This window comes from Marinobacter sp. V032 (assembly GCF_052645435.1).
In genome coordinates, this window is sequence record NZ_JBQXYE010000001.1 from 922,774 (window position 1) to 941,685 (window position 18,912).

General features: G+C 56.5%; 19 protein-coding genes. 9 read left to right on the plus strand and 10 right to left on the minus strand.

Going from position 1 to position 18,912, the window contains the following annotated elements; translation table 11 throughout:
• Positions 1-25: 25 nt before the first annotated feature.
• The 6 genes from ACUN9X_RS04225 to ACUN9X_RS04250 all read left to right on the plus strand — a co-directional run bounded on the left by ACUN9X_RS04225 (position 26) and on the right by ACUN9X_RS04250 (position 6,621).
• The gene (locus ACUN9X_RS04225; RefSeq protein WP_445472283.1) at positions 26-1,078 is read left to right on the plus strand and encodes a substrate-binding domain-containing protein; all 1,053 of its coding nucleotides are present in this window, start codon (positions 26-28) and stop codon (positions 1,076-1,078) included.
• A gap of 225 nt (positions 1,079-1,303) precedes the next feature.
• The gene (pstC, locus tag ACUN9X_RS04230) at positions 1,304-2,692 is read left to right on the plus strand and encodes a phosphate ABC transporter permease subunit PstC (protein ID WP_445472284.1); all 1,389 of its coding nucleotides are present in this window, start codon (positions 1,304-1,306) and stop codon (positions 2,690-2,692) included.
• Positions 2,685-3,962: a phosphate ABC transporter permease PstA gene (pstA, locus tag ACUN9X_RS04235; protein ID WP_260039023.1), complete on the plus strand. Its 1,278-nt coding sequence runs from the start codon at positions 2,685-2,687 to the stop codon at positions 3,960-3,962. Before pstC ends, pstA begins: the two co-directional genes overlap by 8 nt.
• A gap of 91 nt (positions 3,963-4,053) precedes the next feature.
• Complete coding sequence (gene pstB / locus ACUN9X_RS04240; RefSeq protein ID WP_445473177.1) at positions 4,054-4,860, plus strand: phosphate ABC transporter ATP-binding protein PstB; 807 nt, start codon at positions 4,054-4,056, stop codon at positions 4,858-4,860.
• A gap of 21 nt (positions 4,861-4,881) precedes the next feature.
• Positions 4,882-5,601 (plus strand): phosphate signaling complex protein PhoU, encoded by a 720-nt coding sequence (gene phoU, locus ACUN9X_RS04245; protein ID WP_260039021.1) that lies wholly within the window; start codon positions 4,882-4,884, stop codon positions 5,599-5,601.
• 165 nt (positions 5,602-5,766) lie between these two features.
• Positions 5,767-6,621, plus strand: a complete 855-nt coding sequence (locus tag ACUN9X_RS04250; protein WP_445472285.1) for a DUF2059 domain-containing protein — start codon at positions 5,767-5,769, stop codon at positions 6,619-6,621.
• An 83-nt stretch (positions 6,622-6,704) separates the two neighbouring features.
• On the opposite strand, the gene ACUN9X_RS04255 is transcribed toward ACUN9X_RS04250, so the two are convergent.
• From ACUN9X_RS04255 to ACUN9X_RS04270, 4 genes are all read right to left on the minus strand, one after another.
• Positions 6,705-7,139 (minus strand): GNAT family N-acetyltransferase, encoded by a 435-nt coding sequence (locus tag ACUN9X_RS04255; RefSeq protein ID WP_445472286.1) that lies wholly within the window; start codon positions 7,137-7,139, stop codon positions 6,705-6,707.
• Between the two features lie 42 nt (positions 7,140-7,181).
• Complete coding sequence (locus ACUN9X_RS04260; RefSeq protein ID WP_260039018.1) at positions 7,182-7,661, minus strand: GNAT family N-acetyltransferase; 480 nt, start codon at positions 7,659-7,661, stop codon at positions 7,182-7,184.
• A gap of 31 nt (positions 7,662-7,692) precedes the next feature.
• Positions 7,693-8,361, minus strand: a complete 669-nt coding sequence (locus ACUN9X_RS04265) for a hypothetical protein (RefSeq protein WP_445472287.1) — start codon at positions 8,359-8,361, stop codon at positions 7,693-7,695.
• 183 nt (positions 8,362-8,544) lie between these two features.
• Positions 8,545-10,257 carry a diguanylate cyclase domain-containing protein gene (locus ACUN9X_RS04270; RefSeq protein WP_445472288.1) on the minus strand — a complete coding sequence of 571 codons (1,713 nt, stop codon included), beginning with the start codon at positions 10,255-10,257 and terminating at the stop codon, positions 8,545-8,547.
• 250 nt (positions 10,258-10,507) lie between these two features.
• Between ACUN9X_RS04270 and ACUN9X_RS04275 the strand changes: the two genes are divergently transcribed.
• From ACUN9X_RS04275 to ACUN9X_RS04285, 3 genes are all read left to right on the plus strand, one after another.
• The gene (locus tag ACUN9X_RS04275) at positions 10,508-11,608 is read left to right on the plus strand and encodes a M14 family zinc carboxypeptidase (RefSeq protein WP_445472289.1); all 1,101 of its coding nucleotides are present in this window, start codon (positions 10,508-10,510) and stop codon (positions 11,606-11,608) included.
• Positions 11,609-11,614: 6 nt separating this feature from the next.
• On the plus strand, positions 11,615-12,352 hold the full coding sequence (locus ACUN9X_RS04280; RefSeq protein ID WP_445472290.1) for an alpha/beta fold hydrolase: 738 nt from the start codon (positions 11,615-11,617) through the stop codon (positions 12,350-12,352).
• 174 nt (positions 12,353-12,526) lie between these two features.
• Entirely contained in the window at positions 12,527-13,144 is a 618-nt protein-coding gene (locus tag ACUN9X_RS04285; protein ID WP_260039010.1) for a glutathione S-transferase family protein, read from the plus strand.
• Between the two features lie 118 nt (positions 13,145-13,262).
• Here ACUN9X_RS04285 and trpC read toward each other — a convergent pair whose 3' ends face one another.
• The 6 genes from trpC to rpe all read right to left on the minus strand — a co-directional run bounded on the left by trpC (position 13,263) and on the right by rpe (position 18,884).
• A complete protein-coding gene (gene trpC, locus ACUN9X_RS04290; protein WP_445472291.1) occupies positions 13,263-14,075 on the minus strand; it encodes an indole-3-glycerol phosphate synthase TrpC in 813 nt (270 codons plus the stop codon).
• A gap of 30 nt (positions 14,076-14,105) precedes the next feature.
• Positions 14,106-15,134, minus strand: coding sequence for an anthranilate phosphoribosyltransferase (trpD, locus tag ACUN9X_RS04295; RefSeq protein WP_445472292.1), 1,029 nt, complete (start codon positions 15,132-15,134; stop codon positions 14,106-14,108).
• Between the two features lie 28 nt (positions 15,135-15,162).
• Positions 15,163-15,765 (minus strand): anthranilate synthase component II, encoded by a 603-nt coding sequence (locus ACUN9X_RS04300; RefSeq protein ID WP_445472293.1) that lies wholly within the window; start codon positions 15,763-15,765, stop codon positions 15,163-15,165.
• Positions 15,766-15,785: 20 nt separating this feature from the next.
• Positions 15,786-17,273, minus strand: a complete 1,488-nt coding sequence (gene trpE, locus ACUN9X_RS04305) for an anthranilate synthase component I (protein ID WP_260039006.1) — start codon at positions 17,271-17,273, stop codon at positions 15,786-15,788.
• A gap of 253 nt (positions 17,274-17,526) precedes the next feature.
• Entirely contained in the window at positions 17,527-18,216 is a 690-nt protein-coding gene (locus ACUN9X_RS04310) for a phosphoglycolate phosphatase (RefSeq protein ID WP_445472294.1), read from the minus strand.
• A complete protein-coding gene (gene rpe, locus ACUN9X_RS04315; RefSeq protein ID WP_445472295.1) occupies positions 18,213-18,884 on the minus strand; it encodes a ribulose-phosphate 3-epimerase in 672 nt (223 codons plus the stop codon). Before rpe ends, ACUN9X_RS04310 begins: the two co-directional genes overlap by 4 nt.
• Between the last annotated feature and the right edge of the window lie 28 nt (positions 18,885-18,912).

Consider the following 18,912-nt stretch of genomic DNA (forward strand, 5'->3'; position numbering starts at 1 on the left):
ACAATGTGCATTATGGAGGCTCAACGTGACTAAATTGAAAGCAGTTGTTGCAAGTGTAGCGGTAGCGGGCGCTCTGGCCGCAGTATCAACCCCAACCATGGCTCGCGAAACCATTAACATCGTGGGTTCATCTACCGTTTATCCGTTCGCAACTGTGGTTGCCGAGCGCTTTGGTCGTAATACCGATTTTTCGACTCCAAAACTGGAATCAACCGGTTCTGGTGGCGGTCTGAAACTGTTCTGTGACGGTGTGGGTACCGATACGCCGGATATCACCAATGCATCCCGCCGTATGAAACCAAGTGAGTTTGAACGTTGCAACAGTAACGGCGTTAAGGACATCGTTGAAGTCAAGATCGGCAGTGACGGCATCGTGCTGGCCAGTTCCAAAAAGGCCGAGAACCTGGACGTTAGCCTGAAACAGATCTACCTGGCTCTGGCCAAAGAAGTGCCGGATCCAAAAGGCGGCGACAAGCTGGTGGCCAACCCTTACAAGAACTGGAACGAAATTGATTCAAGCCTTCCCAACAAGCCGATTCGTGTGATGGGACCGCCGCCAACATCCGGAACCCGTGATGCGTTTAACGAGCTGGCAATGGAAGGTGGCTGTGAAGAGATCGACATGATCAAGGCCATGGAAAAAGATGCAATGGAACAGGCTTGCCAGAGCATTCGTGAAGACGGCGCATTCGTTGAGGCTGGTGAGAACGACAACCTGATCGTCCAGAAGCTGAACAGTGACCCTGGTGCTTACGGCATCTTCGGTTACAGCTTCCTTGAAGAGAATGCGGGCACACTGCAGGCGGCTACCATCAACGGCAAAGAGCCTACAATGGAGAACATCAGCAGCGACGCGTATCCTGTTGCCCGGTCACTGTGGTTCTACGTCAAGAAAGCACACGTCGGTGTCGTGCCAGGCATTGCTGAATATGTGGGTGAATTCACCAGCGAAGGCACCTGGGGTGACAATGGTTACCTGGCAGATGTTGGTCTGATTCCTCTTGAGCGCAGTGCTCGTATGGAAGCGGCCAAGAATGCCAAAGCAATGAAGACCATGACCGGTGATGAACTGAAATAACCGGTACTCTTGCCCCGGCGCTGCGAGGCAGCTGGCGGGGCAAAACAGGTTTACCGCAGGTGCGGAGCGAACAGAGCTTCGCACCTTTTGCATATGTCAAACCTGCATTTAGCAAGCCAGTGAACACAATGTCGTTGGGGCTTGAGTCCCTGATAATCAATGGAAAACGGTTCGACGGAGCAGATAGAACAGCTCCTTGAATGATACGAATCAAAGAGAGACAACATGCAGCCAGCCAATCTCTTCCCGCTGCTCGTGGTACTGATCGCCATTGCATTTGCATTGGGGTATGCCCGGTCCCGAGCGTTGGCGACACCACTTGGCGGTATTCGTAATCTGAAATCCCTGCCATTTTATTACGCTGCCCGCGCTGCGCTCTGGTGTGGCCTGCCGGCCTTGCTGATTCTGCTGTTATGGCTGGGCTTTGAGGACAAGGTCATTCAGCTTGTCGTCGTTGGCAGTTTGCCGGCGGAGTTGCGGCCGGAATCTGTAGGGCAGGCCAGTCTGGTGCTGTCCCAGATCAGCAACGTTGCCTCCGGCGCTTTGTCGGCAGAGTCTGTGCCCGCCGCGATCAATGATGCTGCGAGCCTGCTGGTCACGCTGCGTGACGAAAGCCAGACGATCATGACCTTGTTGGTGATCTGTATTGCTGTGTTGTCGGCCTTCATTGCCTGGTTGCGGATTGCTCCGCACGTGAACGCGCGGGAGAAGGTTGAATCCATACTGCGCAAGATCTTCTTCCTGTGTGCCGGTCTCGCCATTGTGACAACGGCCGGCATTATTTTTTCGGTGATTTTCGAGACGATTCACTTCTTCCAGAAAGTGCCGATGTTTGAGTTCCTGTTTGGTACCAGCTGGAGCCCGCAAACAGCGATTCGGGCTGACCAGGTGGGCGCTGAAGGGTCGTTCGGGATGATCCCGCTGTTTGTCGGCACCCTGATGATTTCGGCTATCGCGATGCTGATTGCAGTGCCAGTGGGACTGATGTCGGCCATCTACCTGTCTGAGTACGCGTCCAGACGCACGCGCAGCATCGTAAAGCCGATGCTGGAGATGCTGGCGGGCGTACCTACCGTGGTTTACGGGTTTTTTGCAGCATTGACGGTGGCGCCGTTTATACGGGATCTCGCATCCTCGATCGGGTTGAGTGCCTCGTCGGAGAGTGCACTGGCCGCCGGGCTGGTGATGGGCGTCATGATTATCCCTTTCGTGTCCTCTCTGTCTGACGATGTGATCAATGCAGTGCCACAGACCATGCGGGATGGCTCGCTGGCTCTGGGCGCTACCCAGTCAGAAACCATGACCAAAGTGATTTTTCCGGCCGCCTTGCCGGGGATCATGGGGGGCGTGCTGCTTGCCGCATCGCGGGCGATCGGTGAAACCATGATCGTGGTGATGGCGGCTGGCCTGGCTGCAAACCTGACGGCCAATCCGCTGGAAACCGTAACCACGGTAACCGTGCAGATCGTCACTCTGCTGGTCGGTGACCAGGAATTCGACAGTGCCAAGACGTTGTCGGCATTTGCGCTGGGCATGATGCTGTTCCTGGTCACGCTGGTGCTGAATGTTATTGCCCTCCATGTGGTTCGCAAATATCGGGAACAGTATGAATAACGCCATGTCCCAGAAGGAAATCGTTCGCAAGTCGCTGAAGCGTCGTTACCGCAAGGAACAGCGTTTCAAGTTCTACGGCATCCTGGCGATTGTGATCGCTCTGTCAGCTCTGGTGATCCTGTTTGCCGATATTATCGGCAAGGGCTACACCGGGTTTATCAAGACCACAGTCACGCTGGAAGTGCAGCTTGACCCGGAGGTGATGTACCTGGAAGACCCCACGGACGCTGAAGCGTTCAGTATGGCGGACTTCAAGGCGCCATTGGTCGTAGCGCTGGAAAATCAGGTGTCAGACGCGACAGGCAAGACGGCCCAGCGCGCGCTGGGCCAGCTGCTCAATACCTATGCTGCGAATCAACTTCGCGATGCGGTGAAGGCTGATCCCGGCATAATGGGCACCACCCAGACCATGACGTTCCTGGCTCACGATGATGTAAGTGTCTATGTGAAGCACGGCGATGATCCAACCTACACCGTAAAGCTGAGCGAGCAACAGCAAGCCTGGGTGGATCAGCTGGTCGAAGCAGGTGTTATCGAGAACAGCTTCAACGATGTGTTTTTCTCCAACGGCGATAGCCGGGAGCCGGCAAATGCAGGTGTTCTGGGGGCGATCGTCGGCTCGCTGTTGACCATGCTGGTGACGCTGCTGCTGTCGTTCCCGATTGGCGTGGCTGCGGCTATCTATCTGGAGGAGTTTGCGCCCCAGAACAAGCTGACCGACTTCATTGAAGTGAACATCAATAATCTGGCGGCGGTGCCGTCGATTATCTTCGGTTTGCTTGGTCTGGCGGTGTTTATCAACCTGTTTGGTATGCCGCGTTCGGTGCCGGTAGTCGGGGGTCTGGTACTGACGCTGATGACCTTGCCAACCATCATTATTTCCAGCCGCGCGGCCATCAAGAGCGTCCCGCCGTCGATCCGCGAAGCGGCAGAAGGGATTGGTGCCTCCAAGATGCAGGTGGTTCTGCACCACGTTCTGCCGTTAGCGCTGCCGGGGATGCTGACCGGCTCGATTATCGGTATGGCGCAGGCACTGGGTGAAACCGCGCCGCTGCTGCTGATTGGTATGGTCGCCTTTATTGTCGATGTGCCCGACGGTCTGTTTGATTCAGCTACTGTCTTGCCGGTGCAGATTTTCCTCTGGGCAGGCAGCCCGGAACTCGCATTTATCGAACGCGCTTCAGCGGCCATCATGGTGCTGCTGGCGTTCCTGATCAGTATGAACGCTATCGCCATCTGGCTGCGCCGTCGCCTTGAGCGCCGGTGGTAACAGGAGAATATTCATGAATACGATGAACTCGGGTCTTGCTAACAAGGCGGAAACGCCTGAACCTGCAGTTTTAACCCCGCAGGAGAAACCCATGGACGATGCCGGACTTCGCGGTAAAACCGTTGGTACCCCGTTTGCCGACAATGCCAAGTTCACCTTGCGTGACGTGGAAGTCTTTTATGGCGAAACCCAGGCGATAAAAGGTATCAGCCTGGATATTGCGAAGAATGAAGTCATTTCCTTCATCGGCCCTTCCGGGTGTGGCAAGTCGACGTTTTTGCGCTGCCTGAACCGGATGAACGACAGTATCGATATTTGCCGGGTCAAAGGCACGCTGGAACTCGATGGTCAGAATATCTATGACCCCAAGCGCGATGTTGTGGAGCTGCGTGCCCGGGTGGGCATGGTGTTCCAGAAGCCGAATCCGTTCCCGAAATCGATATACGACAATGTGGCCTACGGACCTCGCATTCACGGCCTCGCCAACCGCAAGTCCGAACTGGATGAGATGGTGGAATCGAGCTTGCGCAGCGCAGGTCTTTGGAACGAAGTTAAAGATCGCTTGCACATGCCCGGCACCGGTCTTTCCGGCGGCCAGCAACAGCGTTTGTGCATCGCTCGCGCCATTGCCGTCAGCCCTGAAGTGGTGCTGATGGACGAGCCCTGTTCGGCGCTGGACCCGATTGCAACAGCGCGAATCGAGGAACTGATTTCCGAACTTTCGCAAAGCTACACGATCATCATCGTGACGCACTCGATGCAGCAGGCAGCCCGGGTATCCAACCGAACAGCCTACTTCCACCTGGGGCATCTGGTCGAAGTAAATGAGACCAACAAGGTGTTCACATCGCCCCAGCATGACCTGACAGAATCCTATATCACCGGCCGTTTCGGCTAACCCGGCACCGGAGTTACAACCATGGCAAAACAGGAAGATATTTACGGCGATCACATCTCTCACCAGTTCAATGACGATCTGGCCGGTCTCAAGGAAGATTTCCTGCGGATGGGCGGTATGGTCGAAGAGCAGGTGGGTGACGCTATTGATGCGCTGATTGATGGTGACGGGCATCGGGCTGACGAGATTCGGGCCCGGGATAAGCAGGTCGATCGGCTGGAGCTCGAAATCGACGAGGAAGCGACCCGGATCATCGCCCGTCGACAGCCGGCGGCCCGGGATCTGCGGTTGGTTATTTCAGTGATCAAGATGGTGGCGGACCTGGAGCGGATTGGCGACGAGGCCAAGAAGATCGCCAAGTTTGCCGTCAGTCTGTCGCAGGAAGGCCAGGCACCTCGCGGCTACGTGGAAGTGCGCCACATTGGGTCTCATGTGATTCAGATGGTGCGGGATGCGCTGGATGCGTTTGCCCGTCTCGACTCCGAGCAGGCGCTGCGTATCATGAAGGCTGACAAGCGCGTTGATGAAGAGTATCAGGCAGCGACCCGCACCCTGATTACCTTCATGATGGAAGATCCACGCAATATCTCGCGCTGCATGTCGGTGATGTGGGTGTTGCGGGCGCTGGAACGGGTGGGCGATCATGCCTGCAATATGGCGGAACACGTTATCTTCATGGCGAAGGGCGAAGACGTACGTCACACTCCGGTCGAAGAAGCTGAAAAAATTGTAGGCCGCTAGAAACCCCTGCTATCGGCTGTTGACCCACTGCCTTGCTGCGCAGGCAGTGGGTGCAGCCTTCCCCGTAGTCTCTCCAAATCGTCATCTAAACTGGGCGCTATCCGCTTGCTGGGAAACGTCCGGCATGGCATAAGTGTGCTTTATTCTGATGAAAGAGAGACCGCAATGCGTTTATCCCCGCTGACCGATATGACCCTGCCTGTTCGGGCGCTCGCCATGATGGCGGCCGTGCTGTTCAGTGGCGTAACCCAGGCCAGTGCAACATCTGAATCCATAGTCAGAACCTCACCACTGGGTGAAATTATTCAACAGTACCCGGCAATGATGAGCCAGGGTATTCGGGATGGCCTGAAGCAAACCGGGCAGGTTGAACCGATTATCGCTGACACCATCGGTGGCATTGTCAGCCGCGCTTTCAATACCGCTGATATCCGTGACCAGGTGGTGAACAATCTTGATAAAGGCCTGAGCGAGCCGCAATTGCAGTCGGTACAGGACTGGTATGACACCAAGCTGGGCCGGCGTATCACCAGTGCCGAAATCGCAGCGTCAAAGCCTGCAGCCTGGCAGAATCTGCAGGCCCAGAGCAGCCAGCTCATGGAGAAATCCAAGGGCACGGATCGCGAGGCCCTGTTTGCTGAGTTTGATAAAGCGTCGCGGGCAACCGAGAGCACTGTCGATACTGCAATCGCGGTCCAAATGGGGTTGGCGTCGGCCATGTCCGCCATGCGCGGTGGCAATGGCCCGACCTTTGATCAAATGAAGCAACAGATCGAAAGCCAGCGTTCCACCCTGAGTGCTGCGGTCGAGCAGCAGGTATATGCCGCTTACCTGTACACTTACCGTGATTTCAGTACGGACGAGATCCGTCAGTATCTGAATTTTCTGGAGACTGAGTCCGGCGCCCGCTACACCAAGGTGGTGACTGATTCGATCCAGAAAGCCGTTATGAAACCGATCGAATCGGTGGGCAACCAGCTTGTGCGGTTGCTGAACCCGGGCGCGCCGCCTGCAAAGTGACAGCGTTCGGTTGATGAAAAGGCTTCGGGCGAAACCCCGGAGCCTTTTTTATGTCTGTGTGGTGTGACACATCAACACGACGATCAGCCTTTGAGGCTGATCACGTAAACATGTTGCGTCTTGTTGTGGTTGAAGCCCAGCGCAGGGTAGAACTGGTGAGCTTCTGAGCGCGCGGCGTTGGAGCGCACACAGAGACTGGTGAGCTTGCGGGCTTGGGCCCATTCGCAAGCGGCGTTCACCAGTGCCCGACCTGCACCGGTGCGCCTGGCTTGGCTACCCACCACAAGCCCTACTATCTCGGCCTTTTCTCCGGACTCCAGTGATAACCGTCGCTCCGCCGCGATCCAGCCGGCAAGTGTTTGATCCTCCAGCTCGGCCACCGCAACAAACTGGTCCTCATCGGGCAGCAGGTGGGTGAGCCGGAAAACCATGTCGGCTTCGCTGGCCTCGTAGCCCAGTTCATGGGCCAGTGTCGCGATCGCCTGTGCATCGGTCAGGCGCGCTTTTCGTATTTGCATGGCCACCAGCCTTTTCCGGAAAGCCCGGATTGGATTGAGGTGTTAAATGACACGGGAAAACAGCACCCGATCCTCCCCGGGGCCGTCGTAATCCCGGTGCGTCTGAATGCCGTCAACAAGCGTGTCGCCCGGTGTGATGTCGAACCCTAAACGTTGGTGGAAAGCGATGGAGAGATGATTGGTTGGCGATGTCAGACAACTGACATGATGTGCGCCACAGCGTCGGGCCGTGGAGAAATAGGCGTCATAAAGCAATTCCCCGACACCCTGGTTACGGTGTTGTGGGCTTACACCAATAAAGTGGATATAACCCTGCGTAGGGTCGGTCTGGGAAATAAAGCCGACCACGAAGCCGACAATCTGCCGATTCTGCAGAGCAACAAAACTGGTGTCCTGAAAATGCTTGAAGAATAGCCGGGGCAGCATGGCCGACATGGGTCTGCCGCCCCACCAGTCGTCGATAAGGGGAATGATGGTCGGGTAGTCATCGGTCGAGATGTTGCGGATAACAGTATCTGTCATGGACTGCCTCGGCGTATTTTTTGTTATGACCTCAGGTCGACATGGCCTCGTTCTTTTCCCGGCTCCGGCAGTGGCTTGCGGTCAGCAGCCCCATTACTGCAATGATCGCCATCAATAGCGAAGAGGGCTCCGGTACCGATTGGGCCCGGGTAAACGTCAGATCGTCCAACTGGATGCCTGATCTCAGACTATAAAATGACGACAGGCTGATTTCACTGATCTGTGTTCCAGAAAATTCAAAAAACTGGAGCGGTGTATAGGGCTGACTGTTTTCCTCAACACCAAACCAGCCATCGCTTGCTGTCTCTCCGATCAGAGCACCGGCCTGGTCGAAGACACGCATGAAAACCTTGTCCTCGAACAAGGCGCTGAGATAAAAGCTGACGTAGGACGGCAGATCACCGGTGAACCGGATGGCCATTTCGGGACCATAGTTGTCAGCAATGCTTTGACTGCCGGATTTGACTCCACCGGGGGCAATGCTGACGCCTGCGCCATCAAACACAACGCCGAGGTGGGCATATTGTGTGGTGACAGGATTAGGGACAGTGTCATCCGGCGGCATATGCAGCGGATCGTCGATATTATACTGGGGCAGATCCTCGAAGCTCAGGAATACGGCATAACCGGGCAGTGGCAGGCATACCAATAACATAAAAAGCAGATAGCGGAGCGGGTGAGCAAACAGTGGCTTTTTCATCATCATCGTCCTCATTGACCAGATGAAAGGCTGGGGCCGGAGGGACTGCTGATGAAAACCGTCCGGTGGCTGGCGCGGACCACGCTGTTCTCGCGTCTGCTTCATAATAGGACGGCGACCTGAGGATCGCAACGCACATCAAACGTTGATGGCGAGGCGACTGGAAGCGCCTGAAACGCCGGCTTATTCGCAATCAGCGGACACTGTGCGCGGCTCGGTATGGAAACGGTTTCGACCATTCGCTTTGGCGCGATAGAGGGCGTTGTCGGCCCTTAACAGAATATCTTCCTTCTGATCGCCGGCACCTGCCATGCAGGCACCGATACTGACGGTCATGTTCCTGTCCCCAACATGCACACCTGAGGCAACGGATTGACGAATGCGCTCGCCAATTTTTTCCAGTGTGGCGTCATCACAAGGGGCCAGCACCACGAGAAACTCGTCTCCTCCCCAGCGAGCGGCATGATCGTAGGGGCGAATACTTTTTCTGAGAATGCCAGCAATTTCCCGCAGCACCTGGTCTCCCGCACCATGACCCAGTTGGTCATTCACCTCCTTGAAGCAATCCAGGTCCAGCCAGATCACGCCGAAGTGGGAATGCTGGCGCGCAGCCCGATCGATCTCGCCCTCCAGCAATTCGTTCATCCCGCGACGGTTGAGCAACTCTGTAAGATGATCAAGGCGTGCCAACCGGTGCAGCGCCTCGGTGCGTTCCTGTACCGTATTTTCCAGCTGCTGGGTGTTGTTGCGAATGCTGTTCGCCATGGCCTCGAAGTGCAGATTCAGGCTGGCCATTTCCCCGGAGCCCCGTACCCGCCGTTTGTCCGGCAGGTCACCTTCACGCACCGCCTTCATGGCGGTTTCCAGTGATTGCATGGGGCGAATGATCTGGCGGCGAATGGCATAGCTGAAGGCCAGCAGTGATAACAGCAGTGTCACGACGAACACCATGGTGAGCGGCATGAATGCGCTGGCCGGAAGCAAAACATCAAGGTCGAGCAGGGTGATCTCGTACCAGCCAATACTGGGCAAATAGGCAACGCCTGCCAGTTGCTCTTCACCATCGACGGTGACAAAGCCGGTGATGACCCGGTGACCCTGTTCGGAGCTGTTCAGCAAGCGGCCCATGGTGTGCCGTATCCAGTGCCGGTCAGCGGTATTCTCGAACAGTAAATCAATGGTTTTCTTCTTGCCGTCCGGATTGACGATGCTGGCGTAGTCGATATAGCGGGTGTCGCGGTAGAGCTGAATCGCGCCATTGTGATCAGCGAACAGTGTGCGCACTCCGGTTTCGCCCAGGTCGACAATGTTATGAAGGAGTGCATCAAGCTCAATGCCGGTGCCGGCAATACCCATAATCCTGTCGTCAGCTTTCAGCAGTACGTCGATCCAGAGTTTGGTAACGCCCAGCGATTCATCCGGATTGACGTTGAGATGGAAACTGCGGCCTTCCGCAATGACTTTATAAAACCAGGCGTCGGCGGGTTTGTCGGGGTTCAGGTGATAGCGCAGTTGCTGACCTTCGAACTCGTTTTGCGCATTGTTGTAGTAGTAAGCACCATTGTCCCGCAGTGCGACGAAATAGTTTTCGTCACCGAAATTCTTGCGGAATCGTTCCATCTCCTCAATCGCGGCGCGTTCCAGTGCTTTATCGTCCGGGGCCGTCGCCCAATGTTTGATAATGGCGGAATCCGCCAGCTGTCGTGACAGGCCGATTTCCCGCTCTATTGTCTGGAGTAAACGGGCGCTGTCATAGCGCACCTGCCGCTCGGCAATGTTTTCACCCCAGCGTTGGGTGATGGATTCTGTAATCCGTTGAAACACCATCCAGGAAGCGGATGAAGCAAGCAAAATCAGCGCGGTCGCCAAAAGTAAAAATCGGGTTTTAAGACTCACTGTCCTGGATCTCTTGCAAGGAAAGTCACTGGCGGTGCCGCGGTATGGCCAGGCGCTGCAACGTTTAAGAGCGCAGCGCAGCGTGGTGAAGTTAATTCGCAAGGAAGGCTCGGAACTTCAGCTGTCCATCGTTATTATCATAGATTAAGTGCGCAAGTATTGACCACTGAATTTCAATTCAGTTGTTACCGTCAAAAAACTGTAGCACTGGCCGGTTAGGGTGAAGGGTCGTTTCTGACCGGGTGCCGCCATGACCGAATTACGTGATCTCACGCCTCACGCCGCCATTCCCCTTGAACAGTCTTCCAGAGATCGGCGCCAGCGACGACGGGTGCGCGAGTACCTGCCGGAAATGGCATCACTGGAGCGCATGCTGGCGGAAGCGCCGGAGCAGGTGCGCACGTCCGTCATTGAGCGAATCAGTCTTAAAGAAGTGAACCTGCCGGTTTATCGCGTGGACATTGGCAGTGAAGCCCCAGATGCGCCGCTGTTGCTGTTGGTTGGCGGTGTTCATGGGCTGGAGCGCATCGGTACCCAGGTGTTATTGGCGTGGCTGCAAAGCCTGCTCAAGCGAATGGTCTGGGACAGTGAACTGCAGATATTGCTGTCGCGGTTACGGATTACGGTGTTGCCAATACTCAATCCGGGCGGCATGTTTCTCAACCAGCGTAGTAACCCCAACGGCGTTGATCTGATGCGCAACGCGCCGATTGAAGCTCAGGGTACCAGCACCTTTATGCTCGGCGGTCAGCGCCTGTCACGTCGTTTGCCGTGGTTCACGGGAACACCGGAGAGCGGCATGGAAGCGGAAAACCAGGCGCTGGAAAAGGTTATTCGCGAACTCTTGCCGGGGCGCCCTTTCAGCCTGGCGCTGGATTGTCATTCCGGTTTCGGCTGGCAGGATCAGATCTGGTTTCCCTATGCCTATCGGCGCCGGCCGATGCGGAAGATTGCTTCTGTGATGGCACTCAAACTGTTATGGGAGCAGGCCTATCCGAATCATAATTATGTGTTTGAGCCCCAGTCTCAACATTATCTGACCCATGGCGACCTGTGGGACTACTTCTACAAAAAAATCAATCGTGAGGGGCCAGGCGGCTTTATTCCCCTGACCCTGGAAATGGGATCATGGCGCTGGATCAGGAAGCGTCCCCGTCAGTTGTTGCGGCTCGAGGGCTTTTTCAACCCGATGGTGCCGCATCGCCATCAGCGTGTCTTACGCGCCCACCTCAATCTGATTGACTTCATGATGCGGGCAGCTGCCAATCATGAAAACTGGTTGCCAGGTTCGGATATGCAGCCCATGCTCAGGGAAGCGGCGATTATGCATTGGTACCGTGAACCGGGATAACTGACTATGCACTGGATATTGCTCAGAGGGCTCACCCGCGAACATGCGCATTGGGGACATCTGCCGGAACACCTGCGTCTGGCTTTCCCGGAGGAACGCTTCCATTGCGTTGATCTGCCTGGCACCGGCACCCGTTTTCGTGAAACCTCTCCTTGGACCATCCGTCAGATTCGGCGGGCGGTACAGCGTCAGGTTGCCCATATCCCTGGCCCCTACGGTCTGATTGCGCTTTCGATGGGAGGGATGGTGGCGATGGACTGGGCGCAAGATGCTCCCGAGGGTGAGATTCAACGACTGATCCTGATCAATACCAGTAGCGGTTTTAATCCACCTTGGCACCGGATGAGGCCGGTGGTCTGGCCAACTTTACTGCATTTGCTTCTGCTCCGGGACATCCGGGAGCGAGAGGCCCAGGTGCTGGCACTGACCTCCAACCGACAGGTCAATCCGGGCACCGTTCAGGGCTGGTACAGTATTCAGAAACAGCGGCCGGTGTCGCCGGCCAATGCGTTTCGTCAGCTTTCGGCAGCGGCCCGCTTCAGGCCGGCTTCCAGCCGGCCTCTGCCCGATGCGCTGCTGCTGGCCAGCAAAGGTGATCGCATCGTTGACTGGCGTTGCAGCGCAACACTCGAGAAGCGCTGGCAATGGCCCCTTCGGTTGCATCCTGATGCTGGCCATGACCTGCCGCTGGATGATCCCGAGTGGGTTGTTCAGCAGCTACAGACTTATCTGTCGGATACCTGATCCGTCAAATGACAACCATAGCGGCCGTCGCTTGACGGCAGCTATGTGGTGGCGGCACTCTCTGAGATCAATGCTATCCGCGGTTGCTTGTTTCAATAAGCGAAGCCGTGTTCTGTTCGTTATGCCTTATCCGTGAAAACAACAATCGAACGACGATGTTCTACAGGAGCGATCATGAAGATCTATGAAACCAAAACGGCCCCCAATCCCCGCCGCGTGCGAATGTTTCTGGAAGAAAAGGGCCTGTTGGACAAGGTCGAGTTCATTCAGATTGATCTGGCCAAGGGTGAGAACCTGACGCCTGAATTTGCTGCCCGCAACCCGATGAAAAAGGTGCCGGTACTGGAGCTGGATGATGGCACCTGCATCTCGGAAACCATGGCGATCTGCCGCTATTTCGAGGAACTTCACCCTGAAACCACGCCATTGCTTGGCGAAGGCCCGCTAGGTAAAGCCAAGACGGAGCAGTGGTTGCGCTGGATTGAATACTTCTTTTTCCTGCCGACCGGCATGTGTTTCCAGCATACCAGCGGCTACTTCAAGGACCGGATGAATCCGATCAAGGAGTGGGGTGAGGAATGTGGCAAGAACGTGGAGAAATTCTTCCACTTCCTGAACAAACACCTGGAGGGGCGCGAATATATTTGCGGTGAGACTTTTTCGGCAGCGGATATCAACGCCTTTACCACCGTTGATTTCAACAAGGTGATCAATATCCGCATCAAGCCAGAGCAAACTCACTTGCAGGCCTGGTATGACCGGATCAAAGCGCGTCCGTCGTCAAAAGTCTGAATGTGGGTGCCGTGGATAGAAGGTGGCTGTCGCCACCTCCACGGTCTGATACAAATGTTGTGAAAGGCCTTCGGCTACAACGGCGAAGGCGCTGCTGATCCGGGAGCTTGGCCGGGGCTCAGAAAAACAGCTCCTGCAACTTTTCACCGGGCTCTGGCGCCCGCATGAAGGACTCGCCGACCAGAAACCCGTAAATACCTCTCGAAGTCATGGCACCCACGTCGTCACGCGTCAGAATCCCGCTCTCTGTGATCGTCAGGCGATCTTCAGGAATCCGCTGGTGGAGATCGAAGGTGGTGTCGAGTGTTACATCGAAGGTGTGGAGGTTGCGGTTGTTGATGCCCACCAGCGGTGTGGCCAGTGTCAGGGCGTCGTCCAGTTCTTCACCGTTGTGTACTTCTACCAGCACATCCAGTCCGATTTCCTTGGCAATACCGGCGAGTTCCTGCATCTGATCACGGGTCAGGCAGGCGGCGATCAGCAGAATGCAATCTGCGTTGATCATTCGGCTTTCGTAGATCTGGTAAGGCGACACCATGAAATCCTTGCGGATAACCGGCAGGCTGCACGCATTGCGCGCTTCGGTCAGGTAATCCTCGTGGCCCTGGAAAAAGTCCTTGTCGGTCAGCACTGACAGACAAACCGCCCCGCCTTTTTCGTAACTTTCAGCAATGGCCGCCGGTTCAAACGGATCGCGCAGCACACCTTTACTGGGGGAGGCTTTTTTTACTTCGGCGATGACGGCGGGTGTGCGTTGCTCGATACGGGTACGCAAGGCGTCGGCAAAGCCCCGGGCCGGTGGTTGATCCGCCGCCCGTGACTTGCACTCGGCTGCGGATCGACTGCGCTGGCGAACATCAATTTCTTCCCATTTGCGGGACACAATGTTGCGCAAAATGGTCGGAGTGTGGTCGTTATCTGAAGCGTTCATTACGATCCTTGCCAATTAAACTTGCCAATATCAGAAGCACTGGGAAAAATCGGCCAGCTCGGTCATTTTGCCCATCGCCAGGCCTGTGCCAATCGCATCCTGCGCCATTTCCACACCTTGGGCCAATGTAGACGCCACACCGGCAACGTAGATTGCCGCTCCGGCATTCAGCGCGATCATATCGCGGGCTTTGTCGCTGACCTCATCGTGACCGCGGCCAAGGGCCGATTTGATCAGGGCCAGCGATTCTTCAGCGCTGTCGACGGTCAAACCCACCAGGCTCTGACTCTTGATGCCGAAATCTTCCGGCGCAATATCGTATTCGATGATCTCGCCGTTTTTCAGCTCAGCCACATGGGTCTTGTTGGCAAGGCTGATTTCATCCAGGCCATCCTTCGAGTGCACGACCATGATGTGCTCGCTGCCCAGTCGATGCAGTACCTCGGCCATCGGGCGACACAGCCGCTCCGTAAACACGCCGATCAGCTGGCGCTTCACCCCGGCCGGGTTGGTCATGGGGCCAAGGATGTTGAAGATGGTGCGCATGCCCAGTTCCTTGCGCGGGCCGATTGCGTGCTTCATGGCGCCGTGATGGGCCGGGGCAAACATAAAGCCGACGCCAATCTCCTCGATGCACCGGGCGACCTGCTCGGGCGTCATGTTCAGGTTGATGCCGGCCTGCTCCAGCAGGTCGGCACTGCCGCTTTTGGACGACACCGAGCGGTTGCCGTGTTTGGCAACGAAAGCACCGGAAGCGGCGATGACAAACGAGGATGCCGACGAGACATTGAACAGGTTGGCGCCATCACCACCGGTGCCCACGATGTCGACCAGTGGCTCGGCGTTCACGGTTACACCGGTTACCAGTTCGCGCATGACTTCGGTGGCGCCGGTGATTTCGTCGATGGTCTCGCTTTTCATCCGCAGGCCCATCAGCAGCGCGCCGATCTGGGCATCGGTGGCTTCGCCGTTCATCACGATACGCATCACCGACTTCATTTCTTCAGTCGTCAGATCCAGACTTTCGACGATGCGGTTCAGTGCAGTTTTGATATCCATTGTCTTCTCTCTGTCGTGTCCGTTGCGCTCAGGCGGCCTGATCCGGTGCAGTGGGCATGCGCAGAAAATTACGCAGCAGCTCATGGCCCTGTTCGGTCATGATCGATTCCGGGTGAAACTGGACGCCCTCGATGGGCAGCGTCTTGTGACGCACACCCATGATCTCCTCGACGCTGTTATCCGCGTTACGGGTCCAGGCAGTGACTTCGAGGCAGTCGGGCAGGGTTGTCTTGTCGATCACCAGGCTGTGGTAGCGGGTTGCTTCCAGCGGGTTTTTCAACCCCCGGAAGACGCCGGTATCCGCGTGATAGACCGGTGAGGTCTTGCCATGCATCACCTGGCCGGCGCGGATGATATTGCCGCCAAATACCTGGCCAATCGCCTGATGCCCCAGGCAGACGCCCAGAATGGGCAGCCGACCGGCGAAATGGCGAATAACGTCCATTGAGATGCCGGCCTCGTTTGGCGTGCAGGGACCTGGCGAAATCACCAGTCTTTCGGGCTTGAGGGCCTCGATCTGTTCGATGCTGATGTCATCGTTGCGATATACCTGCACGTCAGCGCCCAGTTCCGCGAGGTACTGAACGACGTTGTAGGTAAAGGAATCGTAGTTGTCGATCATCAATAACATGAGTCTGTCTCCCGCGCTGCTCAGCGATCAAAATGGTTAAGTGCCATGGCAACCGCGCGGAAAATGGCGCGGCCCTTGTTCATCGTCTCTTTCCATTCGAGACGTGGCACTGAGTCAGCTACGATGCCTGCCCCTGCCTGAATGTGCAGGGTGTCGTTCTTGATGACTGCGGTGCGGATAGCGATAGCTGTGTCCATATTGCCATTCCAGGACAAATAGCCCACGGCGCCGCCATAGACGCCCCGCTTGACCGGTTCGAGTTCGTCGATGATCTCCATGGCGCGGATTTTCGGCGCGCCGCTGAGGGTGCCTGCCGGTAACGTCGCACGCAGCACATCGATGCAGGAGGTACCGGGCTTGAGGCGGCCGGTGACGTTGGACACGATGTGCATGACGTGAGAATAGCGCTCGACGGCCATTTTTTCGGTCAGGCGCACGGTACCGGTTTCCGAGACCCGGCCGGCATCATTGCGGCCAAGGTCGATCAGCATCAGGTGCTCGGCGATTTCCTTGGGATCGGCCAGCAGTTCGGCTTCCAGTGCGCGGTCTTCTGCATCGGTTGCACCGCGCTTGCGGGTGCCGGCAATCGGGCGGACCGAGACCTGTTCGTCTTCGACGCGAGCCAGAATTTCCGGCGAGGAGCCGACAATCTGGAAATCATCCAGATCAAGGAAATACATGTACGGCGAGGGGTTGAGTACACGTAGCGAGCGATACAGGTTCAGCGGAGGCGCCGCGAACGGGATGGACATGCGTTGCGAGATAACGGTTTGCATGACGTCGCCGTCGAGCACGTAATTCTTGATGGTATCGACGGCTTCCTTGAAGCGGTCTTCGGTGAAGCCGGAAACAAAATCCGATTCATCCACCTGGGTGCCGCGCAGTGTTTCCGGCGTTACCGGGGCGTCTGCTTTACTGTCGTGAAGCTGGTTTTCGAGAGCGTCCAGACGTTGTTCGGCCAGGGCCAGTGCGTCTTCATCGGCGGGATCTGCGTGGACGATCAGGTGCAGTTTGCCGCGCAGGTTATCGAACACGACCACCTCATCAGACACCATCAGCAGGATATCCGGTGTTTCCAGCTGGTCAGGTGGGCAACTTTCCCTAAGGCGCTTTTCGATAAAGCGGACGGTGTCATAACCGAAGTAACCCACAAGGCCGCCATTGAACAGTGGCAACTCAGGCAAATCAGGCGAATTGAAGCGCGCCTGATAGGTTTCGACGAACGCCAGCGGGTCATCACTGGTCAGGGCTTCGATAACGGCGCCGTCACGAATAATCGTAATGTTATGGCCTTCAACCTTCAGCATTTCCCGGCAAGGCAGGCCGATAAACGAATAACGGCCCCATTTTTCACCACCCTGAACGGATTCGAACAGGTAGGTATAGGGCCCGTTAGCCAGTTTTAGATAGGTGCTGAGTGGGGTGTCCAGGTCGGCAAGGACTTCGCGCTGGACAGGTATGCGGTTATAACCGGCCTGAGCCAGGTCGGCGAATTGTTCGGGCGTCATGATCGGTATCCTGAAATCTGATCTGCTTGTGCATCCACAGGGTTGCCGCAAAGGCTGAGGGCTGTGGTGTGGTATCAGGCAGGCACGCGCGGTACCGCGGCTGCCGGGCTGAAGTTCAGCCGGTGCGCCATCGCCACCATCGAGTCGCGCGGGTTGTTAAAACGCCTCGCGCTGTTGCAGTCAGTTTCAGTCCCTGCACGGCAGGTGCTCCAGAAGAGTCAGATGAGAAGGTTTGCTTGAATCTCTTGAGAGGTTACAAAAGCTCTGCCAGCGAATCAACCACTATGTCGGCCCCCAGTGCGCGGACATCGCTGCCGTAGTTGTATCCGTAACTCACGGCAACCGATGGCATGCCGGCTCTTTTGGCGGCTTCAATATCGTTCACCGAGTCGCCCACCATCAGGCACTGCTCCGGTTTCTTGCCCAGAATACCCAGGGCATGCAGCAGTGGAGCCGGGTCAGGTTTCTTGACTGGCAGGGTGTCGCCGCTGACGGCAATTGCAAACCACCGGTCGAGTTGCATTTTTTGCAGTAACGGGCCGGTGAAGGCTTGTGGCTTGTTGGTTACCACGCCCAGAGGAATGCCCTCGGCATGAGCTGCCTGCAGAAAGGGCACGACGCCCGGGTAAACTTCCGCCTGGCGGCCGTTGGAATCGGAATAGGCGGTAAAGAACAGATCCAGTGCTTTGCGGTAATCGTCTTCGCTGAAGCCAGGATTCGTTTGATAATCAAACTGCCCGGCCAGTGCCCGCTTCACCAGAATGCCGGCGCCATTGCCAACCCAGTTACGTACCTGTGTCTCGCCGGCAGGCTCACGCCCGAGGGTGGACAGCATGCTGTCCACCGCCGCTGTCAGATCAGGTGCACTGTCGACCAGAGTGCCATCCAGATCAAACAGGATGCCGGCGGGGAGCGTTGTGTTGAACAGTGACGACAGCTTCATCGGCTCAGCGCGATCTGCTCGCGCATCTTGTCGATGGTGTTCTGGTAGTCGTCGGTATTGAATATCGCGGAGCCGGCAACAAAGGTGTCAGCGCCGGCAGCCGCGATTTCACGAATGTTGTCCGCCTTGACGCCGCCATCAATCTCGAGGCGGATATCCAGCCCGCTGTCGTCGATCCGCTTGCGGGCCATGCGCAGCTTGTCCAGAGTGCCGGGAATAAACTTCTGACCGCCGAACCCCGGGTTGACTGACATCAACAGGATCATGTCGAGCCGGTCCATCACGTGATCGAGATGATGTAGCGGTGTGGCCGGATTAAACACCAGCCCGGCCTTGCAGCCGCCGTCACGAATCAATTGCAACGAACGATCAACGTGCGCCGAGGCTTCCGGGTGGAATGTGATATAGCTGGCGCCCGCATCAACAAACATGCGGATCAGATCGTCGACCGGCGATACCATCAGGTGAACGTCGATGGGGGCAGTGACGCCGTGTTTGCGCAGTGCTTCGCAGACCATGGGGCCGATGGTGAGGTTGGGGACGTAATGGTTGTCCATAACGTCGAAGTGGACAACATCGGCACCGGCGGCCAATACGTTATCGACTTCCTCTCCCAGGCGCGCAAAATCCGCAGACAGGATGGAAGGGGCGATAAAATCGGGGAGCATGGCGGTCTCTCTCACTGATATTTTTTGA